Below are 26,815 nucleotides of genomic sequence, written 5' to 3'. Positions count from 1 at the left end.
GGTAACGATCAGCAAAGCTTGCAAGCCCTCTGCAAGCAGCATCCACGATCATGCTTGCTGTTCACTCTGTGAGAGGGGTGACAGAGTACGGCTGCCGTCACGCTGCGGAGGCGGCAGCCGTACTCCCCCACCCGACGGCTTTCAGCCCGTGCCGGTATTTTTGGCGGGTGACTGCAATCGATCCCACCACCACCGGCGCCCACGGCGTCGGCCTGGCCACCATCGCCGCCGACGGCACCGTACTCGACACCTGGTTCCCCGCCCCCGTCCTGGGCGAGCCGCCTTCGGTCGGCACGCGGAGGCTGAGCGCCGAGGAGGCGGGCGAACTCGCCGCGCTGGTCGGCCCCGACCCCACGCGCGGCGTCGAGGTCGTCGCGGTCAGCACCGGCATCGCCAAACTGGCCGAGGCCCCCGCCGACGCCCACGACGCCTACCTGCGCCTGCACCTGCTGTCCTCCCGCCTGGTACGCCCGCACGGCCTCAACCTGGACGGCGTGTTCGGCCTGCTGGCCAACGTCGTGTGGACCAACTTCGGGCCGTGCCCGGTCGAGGGCTTCGAGTCGGTACGGCTTCGCCTGCGTGCGCGTGGGGCGGTGACGGTGTTCGGCGTGGACAAGTTCCCGCGCATGGTCGACTACGTGCTGCCCTCCGGCGTGCGCGTCGCCGACGCCGACCGCGTGCGCCTCGGCGCGCACCTGGCGGCCGGTACGACCGTCATGCACGAGGGCTTCGTGAACTTCAACGCGGGCACACTCGGCGCCTCCATGGTCGAAGGCCGCATCTCGGCGGGCGTCGTGGTGGGCGACGGCACCGACGTCGGCGGCGGCGCCTCGATCATGGGCACCCTGTCGGGCGGCGGCAAGGAGGTCATCGCCATCGGCGAACGCTGCCTCCTCGGCGCCAACGCCGGCATCGGCATCTCCCTGGGCGACGACTGCGTCGTCGAGGCCGGCCTGTATGTCACGGCAGGCACCAAACTCACCCTGCCCGACGGACGCGTCGTCAAGGCCAAGGACCTGTCGGGCGCGAACGGCTTGCTGCTCCGCCGGAACTCGACGACCGGGGCCGTGGAGGCCGTGCAACGCACGGGGTCCGGGATCGAGCTGAACGCGGCCTTGCATGCCAACGATTAGGTAGGCGGCCTCTCCGGGGGCGGGACGCGGTGGCGTGCCGCCCTTCGGCGGTTTCGGGCGGGGGCTTCTTTGGTGGGGCTTCTTGGTCGGGGCTCGCGGGGGGCAGGGCACCACAGGCGCAGGGATTGCCGCCTGCGGGCGGGGCCCTTCGGCGGCTTGCTGGTGGGTGGGGTGGCGATGTGGGGCGGTTGCGTGCATGCCGCTGTGAAGGGGGCGGGCGGCTCGGAGCTCTTAACAGCATGGCCTCGGTGACACCCCACGCGCCGACGCGGACGCGCCGCCGGGCTGATGTCCACAGCGCTTGACTTGACGTTTCAGGCAACGGCTCAGAGCCCCGTCAAACGCCCGTTGTCTCGGACAGCATCTCTGCCTGTCCGCCTGAGGCGGCACTCCAACGTGGGAACTTCGCTGGAGGCACTGCCCGGTATGTCCTCATGGAAGTCTCGGGCTTCGCATACCGAAGCCCTCTCAACACACGTTCGCGCTGAAGCCCCTCGAACTCCCCCAAGGCATCCGGATCCAGGCGTCCAAGGCCCGAGACGTCCCAGTGGGCGACCGAAGTCGGCTGGAGGAGCGTGAGGGAGGGAGGCCGGCCACCGTCCTGCGGTGGCCGGGGCCGTGGCTTGCCGTAAAGGGGGAAAGCCGCCCTAAAGGCGGATCACCCCGGGTGGGAGACCGCCGAGCCGATCGTGTGGACGCGGAGGGCGTTGGTGGAGCCGTGGGTGCCGGGAGGGGAGCCGGCGACGATGACCACCTTGTCGCCCTTCTCCAGGCGGCCGAGGGACAGCAGGGCCGACTCGACCTGGCGCACCATGTCGTCGGTGTGGTGCACGAACGGCACGTGGAAGGTCTCCACGCCCCACGTGAGCGACAGCTGCCCCCGCACGTGCGGGGATGAGGTGAAGGCCAGCAGCGGGATCGGCGAGCGGTAGCGGGCCAGGCGGCGGGCGGTCTCCCCTGACATGGTGAACGCGACCAGCGCCTTGGCGCCGACGATGGCGCCGACCTCGGCGGCGGCGCGGGCGATGGCGCCGCCGGTCGTCTCGGGCATGCGCTCCAGCGTGTGGGTGGCCTGCAGCGAGGACTTCTCGGCCGCGCAGGCGATGCGGTCCATGGTGGCGACCGACTCGATCGGGTACGTGCCGACGGACGTCTCGCCGGACAGCATGACGGCGTCGGCGCCGTCCATCACGGCGTAGGCGACGTCGGAGGCCTCGGCGCGGGTGGGCCGCGGCGCCGACATCATCGAGTCGAGCATCTGGGTGGCGACGATGACCGGCCTGGCCTTCTCGCGGCACAGCTCGATCGCCCGGCGCTGGACGATCGGCACCTGCTCGAGCGGGAGCTCCACGCCGAGGTCGCCGCGGGCGACCATGATGCCGTCGAACGCCTCGACGATCTCGGGCAGCCTGTCGACGGCCTGCGGCTTCTCGATCTTGGCGAGCAGCGGCAGCCTGACGGCCTCCTGCTCCATGATGTTGCGCACGACGTCGGCGTCCGACGGCCTGCGCACGAACGACAGCGCGATCATGTCGAAGCCGGTGCGCAGCGCCCAGCGCAGGTCCGTCTCGTCCTTGTCGGTGAGCGCGGGCGCGCTGACGTTGACGCCGGGCAGGTTGAGGCCCTTGTTGTCGGAGATCATGCCGCCGATGACGACCCGGGTGCTGACCCTGAGGCCGTCGACGCGCGTGACCTCCAGCACGACCCGGCCGTCGTCGACCAGGATCGTGTCGCCGGGGCGCACGTCGTTGGGCAGGCCCTTGTAGGTCGTGGAGACCTGCTCGCGGTCACCGGGGACCTCTTCGGTCGTCACGGTGAAGACGTCGCCGAAGCCGAGCCTGACCGGGCCGTCGGCGAACTTGCCGATGCGGATCTTGGGACCCTGCAGGTCGGCGAGCACGCCCACACCACGGCCGAGCTCGGCCGCCGCCTCCCTCACCCTGGCGAACACCTCAAGGTGCTGCTCGTGGGTGCCATGACTGAGGTTGAAGCGGGCCACGTCCATACCGGCCGAGATGAGCTCACGGAGCCGCTCGGCGGAGGAGGTGGCGGGGCCTAGGGTGCAAACGATCTTAGCGCGACGGGTCACGGGTCCTACCTTAATTGGTACAGACCACTTGGCGTTCCCACCCGGCGGAAATCCAGGTGACAACAGGCTATCGATGGTGAACGGCCGGTAGCCTGCGGCGTCTGTACAGGTAACCGGCCCATGAGGTCAGCACGAGCACGGCGACCCCGGCGCGGGCCACGTTCGTGTATTCCTCGGGGTAGACGACGCCTTCAATGTAGTGGTCGACGAACCCGGAGGGCGTCAGGCCGTGCAGCCCGGCGTTGCGCCTGCCCCAGTCCTCCACGACGGTCAGCGGGCACTGCACACCGGTCACGACCGACAGCACGCCCCACGCGGCCACGGCGAGGTGGGCCCAGATCGTGCGCGGCAGCAGCCAGGCCACGAACCCGCCCACCGCGAGGTAGACGAGCACGAGAAAGTGCACCACCATCGTGACGTCGGCGACGAGGCGATACCACACACTCCGAGCCTACGCCGATCAGCGCTTCGCGGTCACCGCGCGATAGGCGTCCACCACGCCGCGCCCGTAGAAGCCGTTGCGCGCCTTGCCGCCCTCGCACACGTGGGTCTCCTTCTCGCCGAACTCCTGGTACACGTACGCCTTGGGCGAGGGGCACGCGCGTTTGGCCGCGGTGGCGTAGAGGAGGCGTTCGACCTCGGCGGGCGCCAGCGTCAGGCCGCCCTTGCCGGGCTTGCCGAAGCGGCTGATCAGCAGGGCGGCGACCCCGGTCGCGTGCGGCGCGGCCATGGAGGTGCCTTCGAGGTACTGGTAGTAGGCGCAGGCGCCGCCCGAGCAGTCGCGTACGACCTCGGCCGTCGTCGGGCGGCCCTTGGAGTCGATCTTGTCTTCCCGGCGCAGGGCCTTGGCGGGCGCGGCGGCCAGGATCAGCCGTTCGGCGCCGAGCCCCCTGCCGTCCAGCCCGTCGCCGCCGGGCGCCGACAGGTCGGTCTGCTCGATCCCGTAGTCGGAGTAGGCGGCCTTGCGCCCGGAGGGCCCGAGCGCCGACACCGAGATGACGCCCTTGGACTCGGCGGGCACGTTGATGCAGGAGTTGTCGATCTTCCGTACCTTCTGGGAGCCGTCGGGGTATCCGGGGCTCTCGGTGTCGCGGGCGGGCCTGCCGAGGTCGGTCGAGCCGTTGCCCAGCGACGAGATCAGGGTGACGCCCCTCTTCCTGGCGTAGTCGAGGGCGCGCTGCATGCCGGTGATGATGCCGCGCTGCTCCAGGCGCTGGGCCTTGCTGTCGGACTTGTTCGCCGTGCAGTTGAACAGCCACGGGTCGACGTAGTAGCTCATGTTCACCACGTCGACGCCGATGTCGGCGGCGTAGGTGAGCGCGTCGAGGCTCGGCTTGAGGAAGAAGAAGCCGGAGTCCTGCCCGGCCCTGAGGTTGAGGATCTGCACGCCTGGCGCCACGCCCGCGATGCCCTTGCCGTTGAGCGGGGAGGCGATCGTGGAGGCCACGTGGGTGCCGTGGCCGTCGTCGTCCACGTCGACGGGGTCCTTGCAGCCCTTGTACTCGCACTTGCCGTCGAGGGGTTCGCCGTCGCGGTCCTTGGGCCTGTCGACGACGAAGTTGCGGCTGAGGCGGCGGTTGAAGTTCGGCGCGATGTCGGGGTGGGTGCCGTCGACGCCGGTGTCGATGACGCCCACCAGGACCTTGCGGCTGCCCCGGTCGACGGCGTGCGCGCGGTCGGCCCCGATCATGCGCATGTCCCACTGCCGCCCGGCCAGCGGTTCGCCCTTGATCGTGTGGCCCGCGAGCACGGTGGCGTCCGGCCGCACGGCCTTGGTGCGTCTCGCGCTGGCGTAACCGATCTTGCGGTCGGTGGAGACGCCGACGATCACGGGGCTGGCCGCGAGCCGTTCGACAAAGGGTGCGCCCCGGCCTCTGGTCAGCAGGTAGCCGAGCCGGTCGTCGGCCGCCTCGACCGAGCCGCCCGCCTTCGCGACCGCGCGCAGGGCGGCGTCACGAGCGCCGTCGGTGTAGAAGACGAGGTACTCCACTGCGGCCGCCGAGCGCTCCCGCTGCGGATCGCCCGCCGTGCAGGCCACGAGCGTTCCCGCCATCGCCGTGGCCAGCAGGCCCCCGACCAGCGCCTTGGTACCCCGCCGCATTCACCCTCCCCGTTCCGACAAGGTGAGCATCCTCCCGACACCTCCCCGCATGTGCAACTTATTCACCCCTTTAAGTGATTTTTCGCACCTGATCGCGCAAAGGCATCCCGTACGGCAAACGCCCGCCCCCGGGCGTACCGGGGACGGGCGTCAGCGCGACGGCAGCGGTCAGACCAGCGGCCTGGCCGTCGGCGGAATCGGGTACGGCAGCGCCGTCGACCCGGTGAGGTGCCGGTCGACGGACGAGGCGGCGGCACGGCCTTCGGCGATCGCCCACACGATGAGCGACTGCCCACGACCCACGTCTCCGGCGACGAACACGCCGTCGACGGCCGACATGTAGGCCTTGTCGCGCAGCACATTGCCCCTGGCGTCGAAGAACTCGCCCTCGGTCATCGCCGCCAGGTCCGTCAGCAGCCCGGCCTTCTCCGGCCCGACGAAGCCCATCGACAGCGTGATCAGATCGGCGGGGATCTCCCGCTCGGTGCCGGGGATCGCCTTGAACCCGGCCCCGGGCCCCTCGACCTCGACCAGGCGCAACGCCCTGACGTTGCCCTCGTCGTCGGCGACGAACGCGGTCGTGGAGACGGCGTAGACGCGCTCGCCGCCGTCCTCGGCCAACTCCTCGTGCGCGCTCTCCATCTTGAACAGGATGGGGAAGGTCGGCCACGGCTGCGAACCCGGCCTGGCGGCGGGCGGCTGGGGCATGATCTCCAGCTGGGTCACCGACGCCGCGCCCTGACGGATCGCGGTGCCGATGCAGTCGGCCCCGGTGTCGCCGCCGCCGATGACCACGACGTGCTTGCCCTCGGCCGAGATCGGCGAGACGGCGAAGTCGCCCTCCTGCACCTTGTTGGCCGGAGGGAGGTACTCCATCGCCTGGTAGACGCCCTTGAGCTCGCGTCCGGGCACCGGCAGGTCGCGCCACTGGGTGGCGCCGCCGCTCAGCACGACCGCGTCGTACTGCTCGCGCAGTTCGGCGGCGGTGATGTCGACGCCGACATTGACGTTCACCCGGAACTCGGTGCCTTCGGCCCGCATCTGGGCCAGGCGCCTGTCGATGTGGCGCTTCTCCATCTTGAACTCGGGAATGCCGTAACGCAGCAGCCCGCCGATCCGGTCGGCGCGCTCGTAGACGACGACGTCGTGCCCGGCCCTGGTGAGCTGCTGGGCGGCGGCCAGGCCCGCGGGGCCGGAGCCGACGACCGCGACCCGCCTGCCGGTCCTCACCTTCGGCGGCTGCGGGGCCACCCAGCCTTCGGCGAACGCCCGGTCGATGATCTCGACCTCGACCCGCTTGATCGCCACCGGGTCGGCGTTGATCCCCAGTACGCACGCCGCCTCGCACGGCGCCGGGCACAGCCGCCCGGTGAACTCGGGGAAGTTGTTGGTGGCGTGCAGCCGCTCCACCGCGTCGCGCCAGTCGTCGCGGTAGACGAGGTCGTTCCACTCGGGGATGAGGTTGCCCAGCGGGCAGCCGTTGTGGCAGAACGGGATGCCGCAGTCCATGCAGCGGGCGGCCTGCTTGGTCAGCGCCGGCTTGGGGAAGTCGGTGTAGACCTCGCGCCAGTCGCGGATGCGCACGTCGACAGGGCGGCGTGCGGGCAGTTCACGCTCATGCGTGAGGAAACCCTTCGGGTCGGCCATGGTTACGCCCCCTATCCCTGAACCGCGGCCGTCATGACCGCTTCGTCGATGTCGCGTCCCTCGATGCGCGCGGCCTCGGCCGCCTCCAGGACACGCTTGTAGTCGATCGGCATGATCTTGCCGAACCTGGCCAGGCCCGCCTCCCAGTCGCCCAGCAGCTCCTTGGCCACGGGCGATCCGGTCTCGGCGAAGTGGCGTTCCACGATCTCGCGCAGGAACGCGGCGTCGGCCTCGCCCGGCGTCTCGATCGCCACCATCTCGCGGTTGACCCGCGCGGTGGCGAGGTCGAGCACGTAGGCGATGCCGCCGGACATCCCGGCCGCGAAGTTGCGTCCGGTCGGGCCGAGTACGACGACCCTGCCGCCGGTCATGTACTCGCAGCCGTGGTCGCCCACGCCTTCGACGACCGCCGTCGCGCCGGAGTTGCGCACGCAGAACCGCTCGCCCGCCACACCCCTGATGAAGGCCTCGCCCGAGGTGGCGCCGTAGAGGGCGACGTTCCCGGCGATGATCTGGCCGTCGAGCGGGGCCGCGGCGTGCGGCCTGACCGTGATCCGGCCGCCCGACAGGCCCTTGCCCATGTAGTCGTTGGTGTCGCCGGTCAGCCGCAGCGTGACGCCCTTGGGCACGAAGGCGCCGAAGGAGTTGCCCGCCGAGCCGGTGAACGACACGTCGATCGTGTCGGCGGGCAGCCCGGTGCCGCCGTACCTCTTGGTGACCTCGTGGCCGAGCATCGTGCCGACGGTGCGGTTGACGTTGCGGATCGGCAGTTCGAGGCGCACGGGGGTGCCCTCGGCCAGTGCGCCTTCGGCGAGCTGGATGAGGGTGTTGTCCAGGGCGTGCTCCAGGCCGTGGTCCTGCTCGACGCTCTTGCGCAGCGAGGTGCCCTCGGGCAGCTCGGGCTTGTGCAGGATCGGCGACAGGTCCAGGCCGGAGGCCTTCCAGTGCTCCTCGGCCGAGGTGGTGTCGAGCAGTTCGGCCAGGCCGATGATCTCGTCCAGCGTGCGGTAGCCGAGCTGGGCGAGGTACTCGCGGATCTCCTCGGCGATGAACTCGAAGAAGTTCACCACGAACTCCGGCTTGCCGGAGAAACGCCTGCGCAGCTCGGGGTTCTGGGTGGCGACGCCGACCGGGCAGGTGTCGAGGTGACACACCCGCATCAGCACGCAACCGCTGACCACCAGCGGCGCGGTGGCGAAGCCGAACTCCTCGGCGCCGAGCAGCGCGGCGATGACCACGTCACGCCCGGTCTTGAGCTGCCCGTCGACCTGAACGGCGATGCGGTCGCGCAGGCCGTTGAGCAGCAGCGTCTGCTGCGTCTCGGCCAGACCGAGCTCCCACGGCGCACCGGCGTGCTTGACGCTGGTGAGCGGGGAGGCGCCGGTGCCGCCGTCGTGGCCCGAGATGAGCACCACGTCGGCATGCGCCTTGGACACGCCCGCCGCGACCGTGCCGACGCCGACCTCGGCCACCAGCTTGACGTGCACGCGGGCCGCCGGGTTGGCGTTCTTCAGGTCGTGGATGAGCTGGGCGAGGTCCTCGATGGAGTAGATGTCGTGGTGCGGCGGCGGCGAGATGAGGCCGACGCCGGGCGTGGAGTGCCTGGTCTTGGCGATCCACGGGTAGACCTTGTGGCCGGGCAGCTGGCCGCCTTCGCCGGGCTTGGCGCCCTGGGCCATCTTGATCTGCAGGTCGTCGGCGTTGACGAGGTACTCCGACGTGACGCCGAACCTGCCGCTGGCCACCTGCTTGATGGCCGAGCGCCTGGCCGGGTCGTGCAGCCGCTCGGGGTCCTCGCCGCCCTCGCCGGTGTTGGACTTGGCGCCGAGCCTGTTCATCGCGATGGCCAGCGTCTCGTGCGCCTCCATGGAGATGGAGCCGTAGGACATGGCGCCGGTGGAGAACCTCTTGACGATCTCGGAGACCGGCTCGACCTCGTCGATCGGGATCGGGCCGCGCCCCTCCTTGATCTTGAACAGGCCGCGCAGCGTCATCAGCCGCTCGGCCTGGTCGTCGACCAGGGTGGTGTACTCCTTGAAGATCTCGTAGCGGCGGCTGCGGGTGGCGTGCTGCAGCTTGAAGACCGTGTCGGGGTTGAACAGGTGCGGCTCGCCCTCACGCCGCCACTGGTACTCGCCGCCGACCTCGAGACGCCTGTGCGCGTTCTCGGCGCGCGGGTAGGCGCGGGTGTGGCGCTGGCGCACCTCCTCGGCGAGCACGTCGAAGCCGACGCCGCCCAGGCGCGAGGTGGTGCCGGTGAAGCAGGCGTCGACGACTTCGGAGCCGAGCCCGAGCGCCTCGAAGATCTGCGCCCCGGTGTAGGAGGCCACGGTCGAGACGCCCATCTTGGACATGACCTTGAGCACGCCCTTGCCGTACGCCTTGATCAGGTTGCGCACGGCCTTGCGGGGGTCTAGGTCGAGGACGCCGGTGGCGATCATGTCCTCGACGGTCTCGATGGCCAGGTAGGGGTTGACCGCCCCGGCGCCGTAGCCGACGAGCAGCGCCATGTGGTGGGCCTCGCGGGCCTCGCCGGTCTCGATGACCAGGCCCACGCGGGTGCGGGTCTTCTCGCTGATGAGGTGGTGGTGCACCGCGCCGGTGAGCATCAGGGCCGGGATCGGCGCGAGGGTCTCGGAGGAGCCCCTGTCCGACAGCACGATGATGCGCGCGCCGCCCGCGATGGCCTGCGAGACCTCGGTGCGGATCTCCTCAAGGCGGTGCAGCAGCGCTTCGCCGCCGCCCGCCACCCGGTACAGCCCGGAGACGACGTGCGGGTGGAACCCGGGCAGGCCGCCCTCGTCGTTGATGTGGATGATCTTCGCGAGCTCGTCGTTGTCGATCACCGGGTACGGCAGCACGAGCTGACGGCATGAGGCGGGACCCGGGTCGAGCAGATTGCCCTCGGGACCGAGCGTCGAGGACAGCGAGGTGACGAGCTCCTCGCGGATGGCGTCCAGCGGCGGATTGGTGACCTGCGCGAACAGCTGGCTGAAGTAGTCGAACAGCAGCCTCGGCTTCTCGCTGAGCACCGCGACGGGCGTGTCGGTGCCCATGGAGCCGATCGGCTCGTAGCCGGCCTTGGCCATCGGCGACAGGATGACCCGCAGCTCCTCCTGCGTGTAGCCGAACGTCTGCTGACGGCGCACCAGCGCCTCGTGCGTCGGGATCTCCCGCTGCCGCGCGGGCAGCTCCTCGAAGCGCACCAGCCCGGCGTGCAGCCACTCGGAGTACGGCAGCGCGGAGGCGAGCTCGGACTTGATCTCGTCGTCCTCGACGATGCGACCCTGCGCGGTGTCGATGAGGAACATCCGGCCGGGCTGCAACCTGCCCTTGCGGACGACGTCCTCGGGCGCGAAGTCGAGCACGCCCGCCTCGGAGGCCAGCACGGCCAGGCCGTCGGCCGTCACCCAGAAACGGCCGGGACGCAGGCCGTTGCGGTCGAGCACGGCTCCGGCGAGCGTGCCGTCGGAGAAGGTGATCGAGGCCGGGCCGTCCCAGGCCTCCATCAGCGTGGAGTGGAACTCGTAGAAGGCCCTGCGGGCAGGGTCCATCTCGGTGTGGTTCTCCCACGCCTCGGGGATCATCATCAGCACGGCGTGCGGCAGGCTGCGTCCGCCCAGGTGCAGCAGTTCGAGCGTCTCGTCGAAGCTGGCGGTGTCGGAGCCGTCGGGGTCGCAGATCGGGAACAGCCTGCTGATGTCGCCGGGCAGCGTGTCGCTGGCCAGCAGCGCCTCACGGGCGCGCATCCAGTTGCGGTTGCCCTTGACGGTGTTGATCTCGCCGTTGTGCGCGATGTAGCGGTAGGGGTGGGCCAGCGGCCAGCTCGGGAAGGTGTTGGTGGAGAAACGCGAGTGCACGATGGCAAGCGCCGAGTCGAACGCCTCGTCGCTCAGGTCGGGGAAGAACGGCTCGACCTGCAGCGGGGTGAGCATGCCCTTGTAGACGATCGTCCGGCTCGACAGGCTGGCGAAGTAGACGCCCGCCTCGTGCTCGGCGCGCTTGCGCAGGCAGAACGCCACCCGGTCCAGCGCGAGACCGCTCTGCCCGCCCGGCGATGCGACGAACAGCTGGGAGAAGTACGGCATGACGGCCCTGGCGCTCGGACCCGCGTGCGCGGTGTCGACGGGGACCTCGCGCCAGCCCAGGACGGTCAGGCCCTCCTCGGCCGCGATCCGCTCGATCAGGGCGACGGCCTCGGCCCTCGCCTGCTCCGGCGACGGCAGGAACGCCGTTCCGGCGGCGTAGGCGCCCGCCTCGGGCAGCGGGAAGGGCACGACGGCCCTCAGGAAGGCATCGGGAATCTGCGTCAGGATCCCGGCTCCGTCACCGGTGTCCGGCTCGCTACCCTTCGCACCTCGGTGATCGAGATTGCACAACGCCGTCAGTGCCTTGTTCACGATCGAGTGACTGCGACGCCCCGCGATGTCCGCGACCATGGCAACGCCACAGGCATCGTGCTCGTTCGCGGGGTGGTAAAGGCCCTGGGGCTCGGGAAACCCGAGGTGGGCAGCAGGCATTGAATCCCTCCCGTCGTCTTCGTCTGCTAATTGCGTGCAGGCGGGGACGACGTTGGCCCTGCTGCGGTTCGGTTCTAAGAGGTTACCGCACCGTGCCTGAATACTGCCCACCAGGTCCACATCGCGAACATTCACCCGCGTTCCGGCATACGGACAGCCTCGTCTTACCTCCCGAACACCTTGCGTCTCACCTGATCGACTCCGTCACCCCGATACGATCGGACGATGGAACGTGACGGAGTTGAGCGGCTGCTGTCCGAAGCCGGGGCCGACAGCAGACGACTGCGTCACGCGCTCTCGCTGCTGTGCGAGGGCCGCTGGCTCACCCTCGCCGACCTGGTGCGTCTCACCGCGACCTCACGCCGCGCCGTCGAGGCCCTGCTGCGCGAGGTCAGACTCGAACGCGAGGGCGAGACGTTCCGGGTGCCGCTCGAGCACACGCTCGACTACCAGGACCTCTCGGCCTTCGGCGAGCCGCCGGCCGATCCGGTCGCGCACCTGCTGCCGCACTACTCCGGCGTGCTGGAGCGGATGACCACGCTCATCGCCAAGGCGCCGCGCGCCCGCCACACGCTCGACCACGTCTCGGCCACGCCCGACACCGTCGTGCGCAGGGCGCTGCTGCTGGGCGCCAGGTTCTGGCTGCCGGGCTCGCGGCTGCTGTGCGTGGGCGACCACGACCTGACCTCGCTGGCCGTCAAGCTGGTCCATCCCGAGGTCGACGTGACGGTCGTCGACGTCGACGAGCGCATCCTGGCCTACATCGACGAGCAGGACCTCGGCGTGCACACCCGCTGGGCCGATCTGCGCCTCGGCCTGCCCGCCTCGGCGAGCGGCCACGACCTGGCGCTGACCGATCCGCCCTACACCCCCGAGGGCATCGGGCTGTTCGTGGCCAGGGCGGTGGAGGGGCTGAAGGACGAGGGGCGGATCCTGCTGGCCTACGGGGCGAGCGAGCGCACGCCGATGCTGGCGTACAAGGTGCAGACGTCGTTGCATGACCTGAACCTCGCCTATGAGGCGATGTATCCCGACTTCAACGCCTATCTCGGTGCCGAGGCGATCGGCTCGGCGGCCGACCTCTACATCCTGCGCCCGACGAGCAAGACCCGGCCCGCGGTCGCCGCCCGGGTGGGCGGATACGGCACGGCGATCTACACCCAGGGGCCGCAGTCGGTGGAGTCGAAGGCGGCGCTGCCCGAGCCGGTCGCCGAGGCCGATCTGCTGGTCGGCGAGTGGCCCAAGGACCTCACCACGCCCCGCGTCAAACTCACCACCTGGCTGGCCAAGCCGCACGCCTCCTCGCCGGGCACGGTCGCTGTCGCCGTGCCCTCCGGCATGGAGGCCGCGCTGCCGCGCCTGCTGCTGGCCACCAAGGCCACCCGCGTGCGCGCCTCGCTCGACGGCGTACCCGTGCTGCCGTCGGTGCTGGAGGCGGTCTACACGCTGACGGTCGCTCCCGGCCGGGTCGAGGCCACACGGCTGCCGCAGCCCGATGCTCCGGCCGACGCCGTGCTGCGCCGCATCCTGGACAACGCGCACGGCAAGCTGGCCAACACCTGGCGCGAGGGCCTCATCGCCCTGGCCAGATCGGCGGGCGCCACCCTGACCAAGAACGACGCCAGAGCCCTGGTCCGCGAGTGCGCCCCCTGGTCGGAGGGCGTCACCGTGCTCGACGTGCCCCTGCACCACCTGGAGCGCCTGCCGGGCGCCGTCGCGGCGAGCATCTCCCACGCGGACCTGGCGTAGCCGGACGGACCGGGGTCCCGATCTTCCTTGACAGGGACGGGTCACACGTACTTAGGTAAGGCATACCTAAATTCGATCGTTCCGTTTCTGGGACACGGTCATCCAGGACCCGTCGTGCCCGGCCCCGTGGGCCCGGAGCTGGGCACGACGCTCAGACCCACATCGCCCCTACGACGCGGACGTCCCCGTCAGAGCGGCCACACCACTCACGACGCGGGCGTCCCGGTCAGGGCGACCACGCGGCGGTAGACCGCCTTCTCCGCATTGCGTACGGCCAGCGACAGCGTGACGAAGTCGTCGCCCGCCTGAGGCTCGGCGCCGTCGGACCTGGCGATCCAGACCAGGCCCACATAGTGGCCCAGCGCATGACCGCTCGCCTCGGAGTAGCCGCCGGGCCTGAACGCGGCCGAGGCGCTGTCGACCTGCTTGGTCCAGCCGCCCCGGTACATCGTCTTGAGCTCCTCGACCAGCCCTCCGGCGGCCTGGACGTCACGCAGGTTCAGCAGGGTGTACTGGGCGACGTAGCGACGGTCGGTGCTGAGGTAGAGGCCCCTGGCGGCCTGTGTGCATCCTCCGGCCCGCAGCAGCTCCGACAGCCTCGACCCCCACACGGCGGCCCCGCAGTCGGCGTCGAGCGCACTTCCGGCCAGCTTCAGCTTGAGCCTGCTCTTCGGCCGGTCGGAGACGGTCGCGGCGCCGAAGACCTCCTTGACCGTGAGCGGCTTGGCGTCCTTGGCCCGCTCCTGCACGGGGGCCAGCAGCTTGGGCGAGGTCCAGCCCGAGTAGTCGTCGGGCCTGGGCCCGCCGGGCGCGAGACCGGAGGCCGCCACCGTCTCGGGCACGTAGCCGGTGCCGAGCGAGGCGACCACCGCGGTCAGCGTGACCGCGCCGACCAGCAGGCCGAGCCCCGAGCCGACGAGCACCAGCAGGCGCTGCTGACGCGGGCGCAGGCCCCACTCGGTGAGCAGGGGCAGGTTCCAGTCGGGATCGTTGCCGGGCTTCTTGCGCTTGCGCTGCCTCGGCTTCGTGCTCACCACAACCCACTCGCCTTCGTCCGCACGGACGGCGTGCCGATCACAGCCCACTCGCCCCGATGAGGTTGCCCAGACCGAAGGTCAGACCTGCCGCCACCACGCCCACCACGAGCTGGCGCAACCCCGAGAACCACCACGACCTGGCCGTCACCGTCGAGACCAGCGCCCCGGCCCCGAACAGCGCCAGACTCGACAGTACCGCCGAAAGCCACAGGCTGGTGACGCCGAGCAGATAGGGCAGCAACGGCAGCAGCGCGCCCACGCTGAAGGACAGGAACGACGACAGCGCCGCCGTCTTGGGCGAGGGCAGATCGCCGGGTGTGACGCCGAGCTCGTTGGCCGTGTGCACCTCGAGGGCCTGGGCGGGGTCGAGCGAGATCTGCCTGGCGACCTCGGCGGCCAGGTCGGGGGCGACGCCGCGCTCGACGAACGTCTGCGTCAGCTCGGCCAGCTCGGCCTCCGGGTGCCGCTGCAGCTCGCGCCGCTCCACGTCGATCTCGGCGAGGGCGAGCTCACGCTGGCTGGCGACCGAGACGTACTCGCCGCCCGCCATGGAGAACGCCCCCGCCGCCAGACCGGCGATGCCGGCCAGGGCGATGACCTTGGTGTCGTCGGAGCCGCCCGCGACACCGGCGATCAGTGCGAAGTTCGACACCAGTCCGTCCATCGCGCCGAACACCGACGGCCGCAGCCAGCCGCCGTTGACGTCGCGGTGTTCGTGGTGGATCTCCGCACGACCGCTCATCGCTTCGTTTTCTCCTCCGCCGTGGACGCCGGGCCGGGGTCCGTGTCCACGATTGTGCTCTGCGTGAGGTCGTCGTCACCGGAGGTCGCCGTCGAGTCGGCGGGCGTGTCCTGGACTTCCCGTGCGTCCTCGGCCGAGCCCTCGGTCTCGGCTTCCCGTGCGACCTTGGCCGGGCGCTCGGTCTCGCTCGGGTCGGCCGCGTCCTTGGGATGGGCGGGATCGGCCCCCGCCTCCACGCTCTCGGCGGCGGCGAGCACGACCGCCTCGTCACCCTCGCCGTCGCCCTCGGGCGTGGCCGTGGGCTCTCCTTCCGGCACCGGAGAGACGACGATCTCCTCGCCGGTCTTGTTCCTGGTCGCATAGAAGTACGCCACGGCCGCGACGAACAGCACGATCGACGTCCACTGGTTGAGCCTGAGCCCGACGAACTCCACCGCGTGGTCGACGCCGCCCACCGGGTCGATCCTGAGCCCCTCGATCCAGAAGCGGCCCAGCGTGTAACCCGCGACATAGAGCGCGAACAGCCGCCCGTGATGCAGGGCGAACCTCCGGCCCGCCCAGATGAGGACGAAGCCCAGCACGACATTCCAGATCGACTCGTACAGGAACGTCGGGTGGTACAGCAGGCCGGGGTCGCCGCCGTGCTCGGCGTCGATCTCCAGGCCCCACGGCAGGGTGGTCGGCCCGCCGTACAGCTCCTGGTTCCACCAGTTGCCCCAGCGGCCGATGGCCTGGGCGAAGGCGATGCCGGGCGCGACGGTGTCGGCCACGGCGCCGACCGAGATGCCGCGTTTGCGGCAGGCCAGCCAGCCGCCCAGGAAGCCGAGTGCGACCGCGCCCCAGATCCCCAGCCCGCCGTTCCAGATGAACAGGGCCTCGTAGGGTTCGTTGGGCGCCTTCTCGCCGAAGTACAGCTGCCAGTCGGTGATGACGTGGTAGAGGCGTCCGCCGATGAGGCCGAAGATCACGGCGGGCACGGCGATGTCGATCATCGTGCCCGGCGTGCCGCCACGGGCGCGCCAGCGCCGTTCGCTCAGCCAGACCGCGACGACGACGCCGAGCACGATGCACAGCGCATAGGCCCGCAGAGGGAGCGGACCGAGATACCACACCCCGGTGTCGGGGCTGGGAATCGAGGCAAGGGGCATGTCACGTGAGGGTAGCGGACCGAGGGCTACTTGGCCGCATTCACAACGGCCTCGCGCAGCTGCGCGGGGTTGAACGCGACGGAGTTCTCGATCGCGGTGCCGTTGATCTTCACAGTGGGCGTGCCTTCGAGCTTCTGCTCGTCGTTGACCTTGTCGCTGTAGGCGATGTGGGCCGCGGCGTGCTTCTGCGTGGTGACGCAGGAGGCGAAGTCGGGCGAGGTCACGCCGACCTCCTTGCCCCAGCTCACCATGTCGTCGACCTTGAAGCCCTCGACGGTCTCCTCGGGCTGCTCGGCGAAGAGCTTGTCGTGGAAGGCCATCCACTGCTTGCCGTCGGGCACGCAGCGGGCGGCGGCTCCCGCCCGCACGGAGTTGCCACGTGTGATGCCCTGGTTGAAGGACTCGGGGAAGATCGTGATCGGGTGGTAGACGACCTTGGCCTTGCCCTCGGCCGCCAGGTTGCGGAAGGCCGATCCGCTGATCTCCTCAAGCTGCTTGCAGGCCGGGCACTGGAAGTCCTCGTAGACGTCGACGACCGGCGCGCTCACCCCCGCCGCGGCCATGGCCACCGAACCGTCCGGTTGCACGGTGACCGGGGCGAGTGCGGCCGACGACGGTTCCTCCGACGCGTTCTGGCTGGCGGCGAACAGCCAGCCGGCGCCGATCGCCGCCACGGCCACCACGCCGACCGTGACATAGGTGACGATCCGCTTGCGCTGCTGCTGCTTGTGCTCGCTCGCGCGCTGCGCCGCGATGCGGTCCCGCGCCGACTGCTCCCGCGCACCCTTGCCCATCAGCCGTTCTCCTTCTGCTCAGGCTGCTCGTCGTCGCCGAGCGTGTCGTCTTCCATGTCGGGCCCGGTGTGCCCGGTCAGGCCGAGCGCCGAGTCGAGCGCGAACCTGCCCGGCGCGAACCTGACGATCCACGCCCCCAGCAGCACCAGCCCGAGGTCGCGCATCAGCGGCCAGAAGTAGCTCGGCTCCTCCCAGGCCGCGAGTTGACCGCCGCCGCCGAAGCACCCGCAGTCGATGCGCAGCCCGCGTGCCCACGCCGAGGCGATGCCGATCACGAAGGCCAGCATCAGCAACGCGGACAGCAACGCGGCCACCCGCGTCAGCAGCCCCACGACCAGCAGCACGCCGATCACGATCTCCGCGATCGGCAGGCCGTAGCCCGCCGCGGTGGCGACGGAGTCGGGCAGCAGTTTGTACGCCTCGACCGCGCGCACCGACTCGGCGGGATTGCCGATCTTCAGCCAGCCGGCCGCGATCAGCACGCCCGCCAGCACGAGTCTGGCGACGGTCGTCACCCAGGGTATCGCCGCATGAGCGTAGAGCGAGCGATCCGAGCCGACCGAATATGAAGTCACGGGCTTCATCGTCTCCTATGTCAACAGCGCCGGACGGCAAAAGCGCCACAGCGGCTATGGACATCCGATCACGTCGGGGATAAGGGCCGCTTAAGACCCGAAGTCCGGCACCAGCCGGTCGACCGCGGCCTCGACCAGCGCATGCGCGCGTTCGGGCGAGATCACCTCCGGCAGCGTGAGCCGCTCGACGATCAGCCAGTTGAGCGTCAGGTAGAGCAGTTCGACCGCGGTGTCGTCGCCGGGCAGCCCGGAGCCGCGATGCCCGGCGACATTGGCCTCCAGGTCGGCCGCGATCTGGCGGGTCAGCACCTCGCGCAGGGCCGGTCGCCTGGTGGCCTCGAGGCGCAGCTCCAGCAGGGCCAGATAGCCGGACCGGTAGTCGCTGATCTTGTCGACCAGGATGTGCATGAGGGTGGCGACCTGCGCCCGGTCGCGCGGCCCCTCGTTGAGCTCGGCCAGGCCCGCCGGGTTGGCGCGCAGCCGTTCGTAGATGCGCCCGCCCGCCTGGGTGAGCAGGTCGTCGCGGTTGGCGAAGTAGTTGGAGGCCGTCCCGTTGGGCACCTCGGCCTGGGTGTCGACGGCCCGGAACGTCAGCCCCCTGGCGCCCTCCCTGGCCAGCACCTCGATGGCCGCGTCGACCAGCGCCGCCCGCCGTGCCGGATTCTGCCTCATGCGACTCCCCGGAGCTCCACCCGCAAAACCACTCCGAACAGAGTACTACATCTGTAGCGAAAGGTGGGTCCACCCAAACGAACAGGCGCCCGCGTACGGCGGACGCCTGCTCGGAAGAACGCGGAAGGCTAGCGGCTCCTGACGCCCTGCGCCATCTCGCCGGCGAGCTCGCGGATCGAGGCCAGCCCGGCCTGCTCGTCGGGCGCGTCGAGCAGGCGCCTGATGAACGCCGAGCCCACGATCACACCGTCGGCATAGCCCGCGACCTCGGCGGCCTGCGGACCCGTGCCGATGCCGAGACCGACGCACACCGGCAGCGAGGTGTGCGCACGCGTGCGCTTGACCAGGTCTTCGGCCGCGGCGTTGACACTGTCACGCGCGCCCGTGATGCCCATCAGCGAGGCGGCGTAGACGAAACCGGTGCAGCAGTCGACCACGGCCTTGATGCGCTCCTCGGTGGAGGAGGGCGCGACCAGGAACACCGTGTCGATCGAGGCGGCGGCCGAGGCCTCCAGCCAGGGACCGGCCTCCTCGGGCGTGAGGTCGGGCGTGATCGTGCCCACCCCGCCCGCCGCCGCCAGGTCACGCGCGAACCGCTCGGCGCCGTAGCGGTCGATCGGGTTCCAGTACGTCATGACGAGCGTGGCGGCCCCGCTCTCGGCGACGCCCTCCACGGTCCGCAGCACGTCGGCGATCCGCGTGCCGTTGGCCAGCGACCGGTGCACCGCGTCCTGGATGGTGGGACCGTCCATGAGCGGATCGGAGTACGGCAGGCCGATCTCGATGACGTCGCAGCCCGCGTCGACGAGCGCCTTGGACGCGGTGATCGCGCCGTCCTTGGTCGGGAACCCGGCCGGGAGGTAGCCCACGAGCGCTGACCTGTTCTCCGCGCGGGCCGCGGCGAACACCGTCTGAAGTGTGGTCACTGGAGGTCCTAGAGGTTGAAGTACTTCATCGCGGTGCCCATGTCCTTGTCGCCACGGCCGGAGAGGTTGACCAGGATGGTCGCCTCGGGGCCGAGCTCACGGCCGAGCTTGAGCGCTCCGGCGAGGGCGTGGGAGGACTCGATCGCCGGGATGATGCCCTCGGTGCGGGCCAGCAGCGAGAAGGCGTCCATCGCCTCGGCGTCGGTGATGCCGTGGTAGGTGGCGCGGCCGGAGTCCTTGAGCCAGGCGTGCTCGGGCCCGACACCGGGGTAGTCCAGCCCGGCCGAGATCGAGTGCGACTCGATCGTCTGGCCCTCGTCGTCCTGCAGCACGTAGGTGCGCGAGCCGTGCAGCACGCCGATCGACCCGGCGGTCAGCGTGAGGGCGTGCTCGCCGGTCGCCAGGCCCTTGCCCGCCGCCTCGTAGCCGTGCAGGGCCACGCCGCGGTCCTCGAGGAAGGCGTGGAAGATGCCGATGGCGTTGGAGCCGCCGCCGACCGCGGCGCAGATCGCGTCGGGCAGCGCGCCGGTCAGCTCCAGCATCTGGCGTCTGGCCTCGACGCCGATGATGCGGGCGAAGTCGCGCACGATCTCGGGGAAGGGGTGCGGGCCCGCGATGGTGCCGAACAGGTAGTGGGTGTCGTCGACATTGGTGACCCAGTCGCGGAAGGCCTCGTTGATGGCGTCCTTGAGGGTCTGGCTGCCGTTGGTGACGGGCACGACGGTGGCGCCGAGCAGCTTCATCCGCGCGACGTTGAGCGCCTGGCGCTCGCAGTCGACCGCGCCCATGTAGATGACGCACTCCAGGCCCATGAGGGCGGCGGCGGTCGCGGTGGCCACGCCGTGCTGGCCCGCGCCGGTCTCGGCGATCACGCGCTTCTTGCCCAGGCGCTTGGTGAGCAGCGCCTGGCCGAGCACGTTGTTGATCTTGTGTGCGCCGGTGTGCGTGAGGTCCTCGCGCTTGAGGATCAGCCGGGCGCCGCCCGCCTGCTCGGCGAAGCGCGGCACCTCCGTCAGCGTGGTCGGCCGCCCGGCGTAGGTGCGCAGCAGGTGGTCGAACTCGCGGATGAAGCCGATGTCGTTCTTGGCCTTGAGGTACTCGTCGGCGACCTCGTCCAGGGCCGGGATCAGCGCCTCGGGCACGTAGCGCCCGCCGAACACGCCGAACTTGCCCCGCCTGTCGGGGTCGTTGCCGTGGGCGCCGCTGCCCGCGAGGTCGGCGGCGGTGAGGACGGTGCCCTCGGCCGCGGCGGACCGGTCGTCTGCCTGTGAAGCGGTCACTTTCGCTATCCCTCTGTCCCGTGGTCGGGACGCGTCGCGGGGTGGGCACCTGCGGTCACCAGGGCCTCGACGGCCTTCCTCGGATCCTTGCCGGTGACCAGGCTCTCGCCCACCAGCACGGCGTCGGCTCCGGCCCTCGCATAGGCGAGCAGGTCGTGCGGGCCGCGCACACCCGACTCGGCGATCTTGATGACACCGTCGGGAACCTTGGGCGCGAGCTTGGCGAAGACGTCCCTGTCGACCTCGAGCGTCTTGAGGTTGCGGGCGTTGATCCCGATGATGCGCGCCCCGGCCTCGACGGCACGCTCGAGCTCCTCCTCGGTGTGCACCTCGACCAGCGGGGTGAGCCCGATCGACTCGGCGCGCTCGATCAGCGAGACGAGGGCGGGCTGCTCCAGCGAGACGACCATCAGCAACGCGAGGTCGGCGCCATAGGCCCTGGCCTCCCACAGCTGGTAGGAGGTGAGGATGAAGTCCTTGCGCAGGACCGGGATGTCGACGCGGGCACGCACGGCCGCGAGGTCGTCGAGGCTGCCGCCGAAGCGGCGCTGCTCGGTCAGGACGCTGATGACGTGGGCGCCACCGGCCTCGTAGTCGGCCGCGAGCGCGGCGGGATCGGCGATGGCGGCGAGCGCGCCCTTGGAGGGGCTGGAGCGCTTCACCTCGGCGATGACGGAGACCTTGTCGCCACCGAGCGCCGCGTAGGCGTCCTTGGGTTGGGCGGCCCGCTCGGCACGCGCCTTGAGGTCGTCGAGTGAGACGGCCGCCTGCCGCGTGGCGAGGTCGGCTCGCACCCCTTCGAGGATCTCGTCGAGCACGCTGCCCCGAGGTCCGTTGCTTTCCTGACTCACCCGATCAGGGTCCCTCCGGTCGACTGTGCTGGGGGCGGGCGGGAGTCGCGTCAGCGGCGAGCGCTCGCGATCGGTTCCCGTGCCGTTGTCTCGATGTTATCGGCCTTGCCGGGGTCTGCCTGCCACTGGGCCCGCCTATGGGGCGAGAAACGCGCCGAACGGCAGATTTCGTACTATCCAATAAAGGATGACAATCGCGAAGAACGCCCAGATATAAGCGGGATGAGCAAGATTCGTACGGCGAGGCCGCCCCTGCCAGGCGCGAACCACCCAGCGCCCCCACCAGAACAGCAGGAACGGGAGCATGACCATCGCCAGCGGATTGAGGCCGAGACCGGCCACGACATCGCCGTGCGCGAGCGCGTGAATGGTGCGAAGCGTCCCGCATCCGGGGCAGTACAGCCCGGTCGCCCAGAGGAACGGGCAGGTCGGATAGTGACCGGGTTCGTTGGGGTTGACCTGGCCGACGAAGACGAGGACCGCCCCCGCGACCGCCGCGACGCCAAGCGGCGCGAGCACGGACTTGATACGGTCCGCGCCGCGCCGCTCGGAGTGCGTAAGGGTCATCAGTACGAGTAGCTCCCGCTGGTGCTGACCGCCAGCGCGATGACGACGAAGTAGAGGATGAGGCCGAGGATGTTGACGATGAGGCCGGTGATCAGCGCACGCTTCCACCAGGTCTTCGCCTCCTGCGACGCCAGGGTCGCACCCTGGTAGTCGCCGGCCGCCCACTTCGAGTTCACCTGCGACGACTTGACAATGGACACGATACCGAACGGGAGGCAGCAGAAGAGCGTGGTGAGGATCGCCGCCACCAGGTGGTTGTCCGGCGGCGGCTGAGGCGCACCGTATCCACCGGGCTGTCCGTATCCTCCGCCGGGCGGCGGCCCGTACCCCCCACTGCCAGGAGGCGGAGCCCCGTATCCCCCGCTACCGCCCTGGTTTCCGTAACTCATCGACGTCTCCTCGTGTGCTTTTTGTGGCGAGTTGCGCGCGGCAGCCTAGCGAGAAACACCCTGCCACATGGCATGACGTCGGCTTTGTGGGCAATTTGTGACACGAACGCAAGCCGGGGGGAACGGTCCACTTATGCCGTTCAGGTCCGGATCTTTCCCAGGCCCATCATCTGCATGATTTTGCCGACGAGCGCTCCGGCGGCGGCGAGTGCGAGGCCGCCCACGAACATCGCGCCGGAATCGCCGATCAGGCCGAGTCCCGCGACGATCGAGGCGATCACGATGATGGTCACCGCGGTCCACGCGGCGGGGGTGTTGCCGTGGTCGTGCCGTACGTGCTCGGCTGTCATGCTCGCTCCTCGGGGCTGGTCGTGCGCCGCTCGGTCGGGTCGTCGCCTCTGTCGAGGGCTTCCCAGAGCGCCTTGTCGGTGGGGGCCGTGTCGTCCGCGGCCTCTGCGCCCGCGGATCCGGGGCGATCGTACCTGGCCCCCATGCTCGTCCACCTGCCACCGAGCACCAGCACGGCGATTCCCACTCCGAGCAGGACGACCCCGCCCAAGGCCCCGAGATAGGGCCAGGCGTTGAACTCCAGCAGGCTCGGCGACAGCCCCGCGACCAGCGGGTCGCGCTCGGCGGCCAGGTCGGTGGCGGCCTCGATCGAGAGCCCGCCGAAGGCCAGCACGACCACCGCGGCGCCGCACAGCGCGACGAGCGCGCCGACGATCCGCCGCCACACACCCTTGGTGGCCAGCACCGCCACGATCGCGGCCAGGCCCGCCAGCCCGAGCGGTCGCAGCGCGGGGGCCAGGTCGCCGCCGGTCAGCGAGGCCGAGGAGTGCGAGCCCTCGTAGGCGAGCACCGCCCAGGCACGCCCGGAGGCCAGCAGCACCAGCGCCGCCCCCGCGGCACACGCCAGCAGCCAGGCCCACGGCCGCCCCACCGGCGCGCCCACGACGCGGGGATCTGGGTCGCTTGGCAAGGCCTGCCCCTCTCCCCCGACTCCCGGCGCGCTCATGGCGCGAGGACCTCGATCATCCCGGCGTCGAAGCATGTGCGGTCGCCGGTGTGGCAGGCCGCGCCGGTCTGCTCGACCCGTAGCAGGATCGTGTCGCCGTCGCAGTCGAGCGCGACCGACTTCACGTGCTGCACGTGGCCCGAGGTGTCGCCCTTGACCCAGTAGGAGGCGCGGCTGCGCGACCAGTAGGTGGCCCGGCCCGTCGTCAGCGTGCGATGCAGCGCCTCGTCGTCCATCCAGGCGAGCATGAGCACCTCGCCGGTGTCGTACTGCTGGACGACGGCGGGCACGAGCCCGTCGGGATTGCGCTTGAGCCGGGAGGCGACGGCGGGGTCAAGGGACATGCGCCTCATTCAACCAGCAGGACGGCGAGGTCTCCGAACTCACCTCGGTGAAGAAAACCTACTAAACCAGTAGGTCTTGACGGAATTGTTGGTGCGTGTTGAAGTGTGCCCATGCATGTCGACTCCCCCGTGCGGCAGAGCACACCCCCACGCGAACAGGCCCCGGCCGTCGTCACCACCAGACATCCCGGCCGCTGGGTCGCGGGCGCGGCCGTCCTGCTCCTGCTCGCCATGGTCGCCAACGCCCTGGTCACCAATCCCGCATGGGAATGGGAGGTGGTGGGCGAATACCTGTTCGCCCCCTCGGTCCTGCGCTCCGTCGTGGTCACGCTGGAGCTGACCGCACTCGGCATCGTGCTCGGCTTCGCACTCGGCGCGGTGCTCGCGCTGATGCGCCTGTCGGCCAATCCACTGCTCGCCTCGGTCGCCTGGGGCTACATCTGGCTGTTCCGGTCGGTGCCGCTGATCCTGCAGCTGCTGTTCTGGTACAACCTGGCGTTGCTGTATCCGAGGTTGTCGTTCGGGGTGCCGTTCGGGCCCGCGTTCTTCGACATCGGGACCATGGACCTCATCGGGCCGCTCACCGCCGCCGCGCTGGGCCTGGCCCTGCACCAGGCGGCCTACGCGGCCGAGATCGTCAGGGGCGGCCTGCTGTCGGTCGACCACGGCCAGCGCGAGGCCGCCGCCGCGCTCGGCATCCCCAGGACCAGGCAGCTGTTCAAGATCATCCTTCCGCAGGCGATGCGCTCCATCGTCCCCGCCGCGGGCAACGAGATCATCGGCCTGGTCAAGGGCACCTCGGTCGTCTACATCATGGCGCTGCCCGAGCTCTTCTACCAGGTCCAGGTGATCTACAACCGGACCGGCAGGGTGATGGCGATGCTGCTGGTCGCCGCCATCTGGTACCTGGCCCTGACCACGCTGCTCTCCGTCGTGCAGCACTTCGTCGAACGCCACTACGGCAGGGGCCGGGCATGAGCATGGTGGCGCTGACCGGCGTGCACAAGAGTTTCGGACCGCTCCACGTGCTCAAGGGCGTCGACCTGAGCGTCGAGGCCGGGGAGGTGACGGTCATACTCGGGCCGTCCGGCTCGGGCAAGTCGACACTGCTGCGCACGATCAACCACCTGGAGAAGGTGGAACGCGGTTCGGTCACCGTCGACGACGAACTCGTCGGCTATCGATGGCACAAGGACAAGCTGTACGAACGCGGCGAGCGCGACATCCTCCGCCAGCGTACGAAGATCGGCTTCGTCTTCCAGAACTTCAACCTCTTCCCGCACCTCACCGTGCGCCAGAACGTCACCGAGGCGCCGATCTCGGCCCAGCGCCGTCCACGCGCCGAGGTCGAGGCCCTGGCCGGACGCCTGCTCGAACGCGTGGGCCTGGCCGACAAGATCGACGCCTATCCCAGCACGCTGTCAGGGGGGCAGCGTCAGCGGGTGGCCATCGCCAGGGCCCTGGCCCTGGAACCCAAGGTCGTGCTCTTCGACGAACCGACCTCCGCGCTCGACCCCGAACTGGTCGGCGAGGTCCTCGATGTGATGAAGGACCTCGCCCGCAGCGGCACCACCATGATCGTCGTCACCCATGAGATCGGGTTCGCCCGAGAGGTCGCCGACACCGTCGTCTTCATGGACGACGGCCGCATCGTCGAGCAGGGTCCGCCCGCCCAGGTGCTCGACGCCCCCCAGCACGAACGCACCCGCGCCTTCATCGGCAAAGTGCTCTAACCGAAAGGACGACACGGATGCGTGTCAAGGCCATTCTCCTGTCCGGCCTGCTGCCAGGCGCCCTCCTGGGCCTGACCGCCTGCGGGGCAGAGCCGGTCGACACCGCCGGCGCGGCCCAGCCGAAGGCCTCCGCCGTCGTCGTGGACGGCAAGAAGATCAACTTAGGCCCGGACCAGCAGCGCGTGCGCGCCGACAAGGTCGACGCCATCGCGGCCCAGGTGCCCAAGGAGATCGCCGCCGACGGCAAGCTCAGCGTCGGCTTCAGCGGCGAGGGCTCTCCCCCGCTGGTCTTCCTCGCCGACGACGACACCACGGTCATCGGCGTGGAGACCGACCTGGCCCATCTCGTCGCCGACGTGCTCGGCCTGGAGGTGAAGGTGGAGAACTCCTCCTGGGAGAACCTCTTCCTGGGCGCCAAGTCGGGCAAGTACGAGGCGGTGCTCAACAACGTCACCGTCACCGAGGAGCGCAAGGACATCTACGACTTCGCCACCTACCGGGTCGACCAGCTGGCCTGGCAGACGGCCAAGAACAGTCCGATCACCGCGATCGCCAAGGCCGCCGACATCGCCGGGCTGCGCGTCTCGGTCGGCTCCGGCACCAACCAGGAGAAGATCCTGCTGGCCTGGGACGAGGAGAACAAGAGGGCCGGGCTCAAGGCCGCCGAGATCCAGTACTACCAGAAGTACGGCGACGTCGCCCTGGCGCTGAAGTCGGGCCGCGTCCAGGCCTACCTCGGGCCCAACCCACAGGTCGCCTACAGCGTCACGGTGTCGGGCGACACCAAGCTCGTGGGCACGCTCTCCGGCGCCGGACCCGACCTCAAGGGCCTCATCGCGGTCATGACCAAGAAGGACAACGGCCTGGTGAAGCCGGTCAACGAGGCGCTCAACACCCTGATCAAGAACGGGAAGTACACCGAGGTGCTCGACCGCTGGGGGCTGGCCAACGAGGCACTGCCGGTCTCGGAGATCAACCCACCGGGCCTGCCGAGGCAGGCGAAGTGATCGAGGTACGGGCGGTCAAGATCGGCGATCCCGAGGTCGAACCGCTGCTGGCCGGGCTCCACCTGGAGTACACCAGCCGCTACGGCCCCAACGACGAGCTCAGCCTCTACCCCGACGCCGAGTTCGCCCCGCCGGACGGCGCGTTCCTCGTCCTGGTCGAGAACGGCGTGACGATCGCGGGCGGCGCCTTCCGCCGCCACGACGCCACGACGGCCGAGGTGAAGCGGGTCTGGACGCACCCCGGACGCCGTCAGCAGGGCCTCGGCCTCCTCGTGGTGGCCGAGCTTGAGGCTGAGGCGGTCAGGCGCGGCTACACGCACATGCACCTGACCACCGGCCCCCGCCAGCCGGAGGCCGCCGCCCTCTACCTGTCGGCCGGGTACACCCCCGCCTTCGACGTCGACGACCGGCCCAAGGAAGGGGCGCTGGCCTTCGCCAAAACCCTGTGAGCCCTGCTCTCGGGACGGCGAGTGCGATGACGCCTGTGCGCCCGGCG

25 protein-coding genes are annotated in these 26,815 nt (G+C 70.1%); 6 read left to right on the top strand and 19 right to left on the bottom strand.

Features of this window, described 5'->3' with window-relative positions; translation table 11 throughout:
• Positions 1 to 167 precede the first annotated feature (167 nt).
• A complete protein-coding gene (dapD, locus tag ACTWNK_RS15540) occupies positions 168 to 1,133 on the top strand; it encodes a 2,3,4,5-tetrahydropyridine-2,6-dicarboxylate N-succinyltransferase (protein ID WP_474304667.1) in 966 nt (321 codons plus the stop codon).
• A gap of 658 nt (positions 1,134 to 1,791) precedes the next feature.
• On the opposite strand, the gene pyk is transcribed toward dapD, so the two are convergent.
• The 5 genes from pyk to gltB all read right to left on the bottom strand — a co-directional run bounded on the left by pyk (position 1,792) and on the right by gltB (position 11,490).
• Positions 1,792 to 3,222, bottom strand: a complete 1,431-nt coding sequence (gene pyk, locus ACTWNK_RS15535) for a pyruvate kinase (protein WP_474304666.1) — start codon at positions 3,220 to 3,222, stop codon at positions 1,792 to 1,794.
• Between the two features lie 67 nt (positions 3,223 to 3,289).
• Positions 3,290 to 3,664 carry a DUF2784 domain-containing protein gene (locus ACTWNK_RS15530; RefSeq protein WP_474304665.1) on the bottom strand — a complete coding sequence of 125 codons (375 nt, stop codon included), beginning with the start codon at positions 3,662 to 3,664 and terminating at the stop codon, positions 3,290 to 3,292.
• Positions 3,665 to 3,682: 18 nt separating this feature from the next.
• Positions 3,683 to 5,323: a S8 family peptidase gene (locus ACTWNK_RS15525; RefSeq protein WP_474304664.1), complete on the bottom strand. Its 1,641-nt coding sequence runs from the start codon at positions 5,321 to 5,323 to the stop codon at positions 3,683 to 3,685.
• 168 nt (positions 5,324 to 5,491) lie between these two features.
• Positions 5,492 to 6,970 (bottom strand): glutamate synthase subunit beta, encoded by a 1,479-nt coding sequence (locus tag ACTWNK_RS15520; RefSeq protein WP_474304663.1) that lies wholly within the window; start codon positions 6,968 to 6,970, stop codon positions 5,492 to 5,494.
• 11 nt (positions 6,971 to 6,981) lie between these two features.
• Positions 6,982 to 11,490 (bottom strand): glutamate synthase large subunit, encoded by a 4,509-nt coding sequence (gltB, locus tag ACTWNK_RS15515; RefSeq protein WP_474304662.1) that lies wholly within the window; start codon positions 11,488 to 11,490, stop codon positions 6,982 to 6,984.
• Positions 11,491 to 11,715: 225 nt separating this feature from the next.
• Here gltB and ACTWNK_RS15510 point away from each other — a divergent pair, with 225 nt between their 5' ends.
• Positions 11,716 to 13,239, top strand: coding sequence for a bis-aminopropyl spermidine synthase family protein (locus ACTWNK_RS15510; protein WP_474304661.1), 1,524 nt, complete (start codon positions 11,716 to 11,718; stop codon positions 13,237 to 13,239).
• Positions 13,240 to 13,445: 206 nt separating this feature from the next.
• Here ACTWNK_RS15510 and ACTWNK_RS15505 read toward each other — a convergent pair whose 3' ends face one another.
• The 14 genes from ACTWNK_RS15505 to hisI all read right to left on the bottom strand — a co-directional run bounded on the left by ACTWNK_RS15505 (position 13,446) and on the right by hisI (position 23,579).
• A complete protein-coding gene (locus ACTWNK_RS15505; RefSeq protein ID WP_474304660.1) occupies positions 13,446 to 14,273 on the bottom strand; it encodes a hypothetical protein in 828 nt (275 codons plus the stop codon).
• Positions 14,274 to 14,313: 40 nt separating this feature from the next.
• Positions 14,314 to 15,018, bottom strand: a complete 705-nt coding sequence (locus ACTWNK_RS15500) for a VIT1/CCC1 transporter family protein (protein WP_474304659.1) — start codon at positions 15,016 to 15,018, stop codon at positions 14,314 to 14,316.
• Complete coding sequence (gene lgt / locus ACTWNK_RS15495; RefSeq protein ID WP_474304658.1) at positions 15,015 to 16,166, bottom strand: prolipoprotein diacylglyceryl transferase; 1,152 nt, start codon at positions 16,164 to 16,166, stop codon at positions 15,015 to 15,017. Before lgt ends, ACTWNK_RS15500 begins: the two co-directional genes overlap by 4 nt.
• Before the next feature lie 26 nt (positions 16,167 to 16,192).
• Positions 16,193 to 16,960, bottom strand: coding sequence for a DsbA family protein (locus tag ACTWNK_RS15490; RefSeq protein ID WP_474304657.1), 768 nt, complete (start codon positions 16,958 to 16,960; stop codon positions 16,193 to 16,195).
• Positions 16,960 to 17,535, bottom strand: a complete 576-nt coding sequence (locus ACTWNK_RS15485; protein ID WP_474304656.1) for a MauE/DoxX family redox-associated membrane protein — start codon at positions 17,533 to 17,535, stop codon at positions 16,960 to 16,962. The genes ACTWNK_RS15490 and ACTWNK_RS15485 overlap by 1 nt, the downstream gene beginning before the upstream one ends.
• Before the next feature lie 90 nt (positions 17,536 to 17,625).
• Positions 17,626 to 18,207 carry a TetR/AcrR family transcriptional regulator gene (locus tag ACTWNK_RS15480; RefSeq protein ID WP_474304655.1) on the bottom strand — a complete coding sequence of 194 codons (582 nt, stop codon included), beginning with the start codon at positions 18,205 to 18,207 and terminating at the stop codon, positions 17,626 to 17,628.
• Between the two features lie 128 nt (positions 18,208 to 18,335).
• Complete coding sequence (gene trpA / locus ACTWNK_RS15475; RefSeq protein ID WP_474304654.1) at positions 18,336 to 19,133, bottom strand: tryptophan synthase subunit alpha; 798 nt, start codon at positions 19,131 to 19,133, stop codon at positions 18,336 to 18,338.
• Between the two features lie 8 nt (positions 19,134 to 19,141).
• A complete protein-coding gene (gene trpB / locus ACTWNK_RS15470) occupies positions 19,142 to 20,293 on the bottom strand; it encodes a tryptophan synthase subunit beta (RefSeq protein ID WP_474310920.1) in 1,152 nt (383 codons plus the stop codon).
• A gap of 125 nt (positions 20,294 to 20,418) precedes the next feature.
• The gene (gene trpC / locus ACTWNK_RS15465; protein WP_474304653.1) at positions 20,419 to 21,264 is read right to left on the bottom strand and encodes an indole-3-glycerol phosphate synthase TrpC; all 846 of its coding nucleotides are present in this window, start codon (positions 21,262 to 21,264) and stop codon (positions 20,419 to 20,421) included.
• A gap of 135 nt (positions 21,265 to 21,399) precedes the next feature.
• On the bottom strand, positions 21,400 to 21,831 hold the full coding sequence (locus ACTWNK_RS15460; protein ID WP_474304652.1) for a DUF2752 domain-containing protein: 432 nt from the start codon (positions 21,829 to 21,831) through the stop codon (positions 21,400 to 21,402).
• Positions 21,831 to 22,220 (bottom strand): CD225/dispanin family protein, encoded by a 390-nt coding sequence (locus tag ACTWNK_RS15455; protein WP_474304651.1) that lies wholly within the window; start codon positions 22,218 to 22,220, stop codon positions 21,831 to 21,833. The genes ACTWNK_RS15460 and ACTWNK_RS15455 overlap by 1 nt, the downstream gene beginning before the upstream one ends.
• A gap of 140 nt (positions 22,221 to 22,360) precedes the next feature.
• Positions 22,361 to 22,570 (bottom strand): HGxxPAAW family protein, encoded by a 210-nt coding sequence (locus ACTWNK_RS15450; RefSeq protein ID WP_474304650.1) that lies wholly within the window; start codon positions 22,568 to 22,570, stop codon positions 22,361 to 22,363.
• The gene (locus ACTWNK_RS15445; RefSeq protein ID WP_474304649.1) at positions 22,567 to 23,199 is read right to left on the bottom strand and encodes a TIGR02234 family membrane protein; all 633 of its coding nucleotides are present in this window, start codon (positions 23,197 to 23,199) and stop codon (positions 22,567 to 22,569) included. The genes ACTWNK_RS15450 and ACTWNK_RS15445 overlap by 4 nt, the downstream gene beginning before the upstream one ends.
• Positions 23,200 to 23,231: 32 nt before the next feature.
• Entirely contained in the window at positions 23,232 to 23,579 is a 348-nt protein-coding gene (gene hisI, locus ACTWNK_RS15440) for a phosphoribosyl-AMP cyclohydrolase (protein ID WP_474304648.1), read from the bottom strand.
• 111 nt (positions 23,580 to 23,690) lie between these two features.
• On the opposite strand from hisI, the gene ACTWNK_RS15435 reads away from it, so the two are divergent.
• Genes ACTWNK_RS15435 through ACTWNK_RS15420 form a run of 4 tightly spaced genes read left to right on the top strand, consistent with a single transcriptional unit; the run spans position 23,691 to position 26,768 of the window.
• Positions 23,691 to 24,557, top strand: coding sequence for an amino acid ABC transporter permease (locus ACTWNK_RS15435; RefSeq protein WP_474304647.1), 867 nt, complete (start codon positions 23,691 to 23,693; stop codon positions 24,555 to 24,557).
• Positions 24,554 to 25,312 (top strand): amino acid ABC transporter ATP-binding protein, encoded by a 759-nt coding sequence (locus ACTWNK_RS15430; protein ID WP_474304646.1) that lies wholly within the window; start codon positions 24,554 to 24,556, stop codon positions 25,310 to 25,312. The genes ACTWNK_RS15435 and ACTWNK_RS15430 overlap by 4 nt, the downstream gene beginning before the upstream one ends.
• Before the next feature lie 17 nt (positions 25,313 to 25,329).
• Positions 25,330 to 26,319 carry an ABC transporter substrate-binding protein gene (locus ACTWNK_RS15425; protein ID WP_474304645.1) on the top strand — a complete coding sequence of 330 codons (990 nt, stop codon included), beginning with the start codon at positions 25,330 to 25,332 and terminating at the stop codon, positions 26,317 to 26,319.
• Positions 26,316 to 26,768: a GNAT family N-acetyltransferase gene (locus tag ACTWNK_RS15420; RefSeq protein WP_474304644.1), complete on the top strand. Its 453-nt coding sequence runs from the start codon at positions 26,316 to 26,318 to the stop codon at positions 26,766 to 26,768. The genes ACTWNK_RS15425 and ACTWNK_RS15420 overlap by 4 nt, the downstream gene beginning before the upstream one ends.
• Positions 26,769 to 26,815 lie beyond the last annotated feature (47 nt).

The organism is Nonomuraea sp. IBHARD001 (assembly GCF_056106265.1).
The sequence above is the reverse complement of the archived record's forward strand: the minus strand, read 5'-3'. Positions and strand labels throughout refer to the sequence as shown.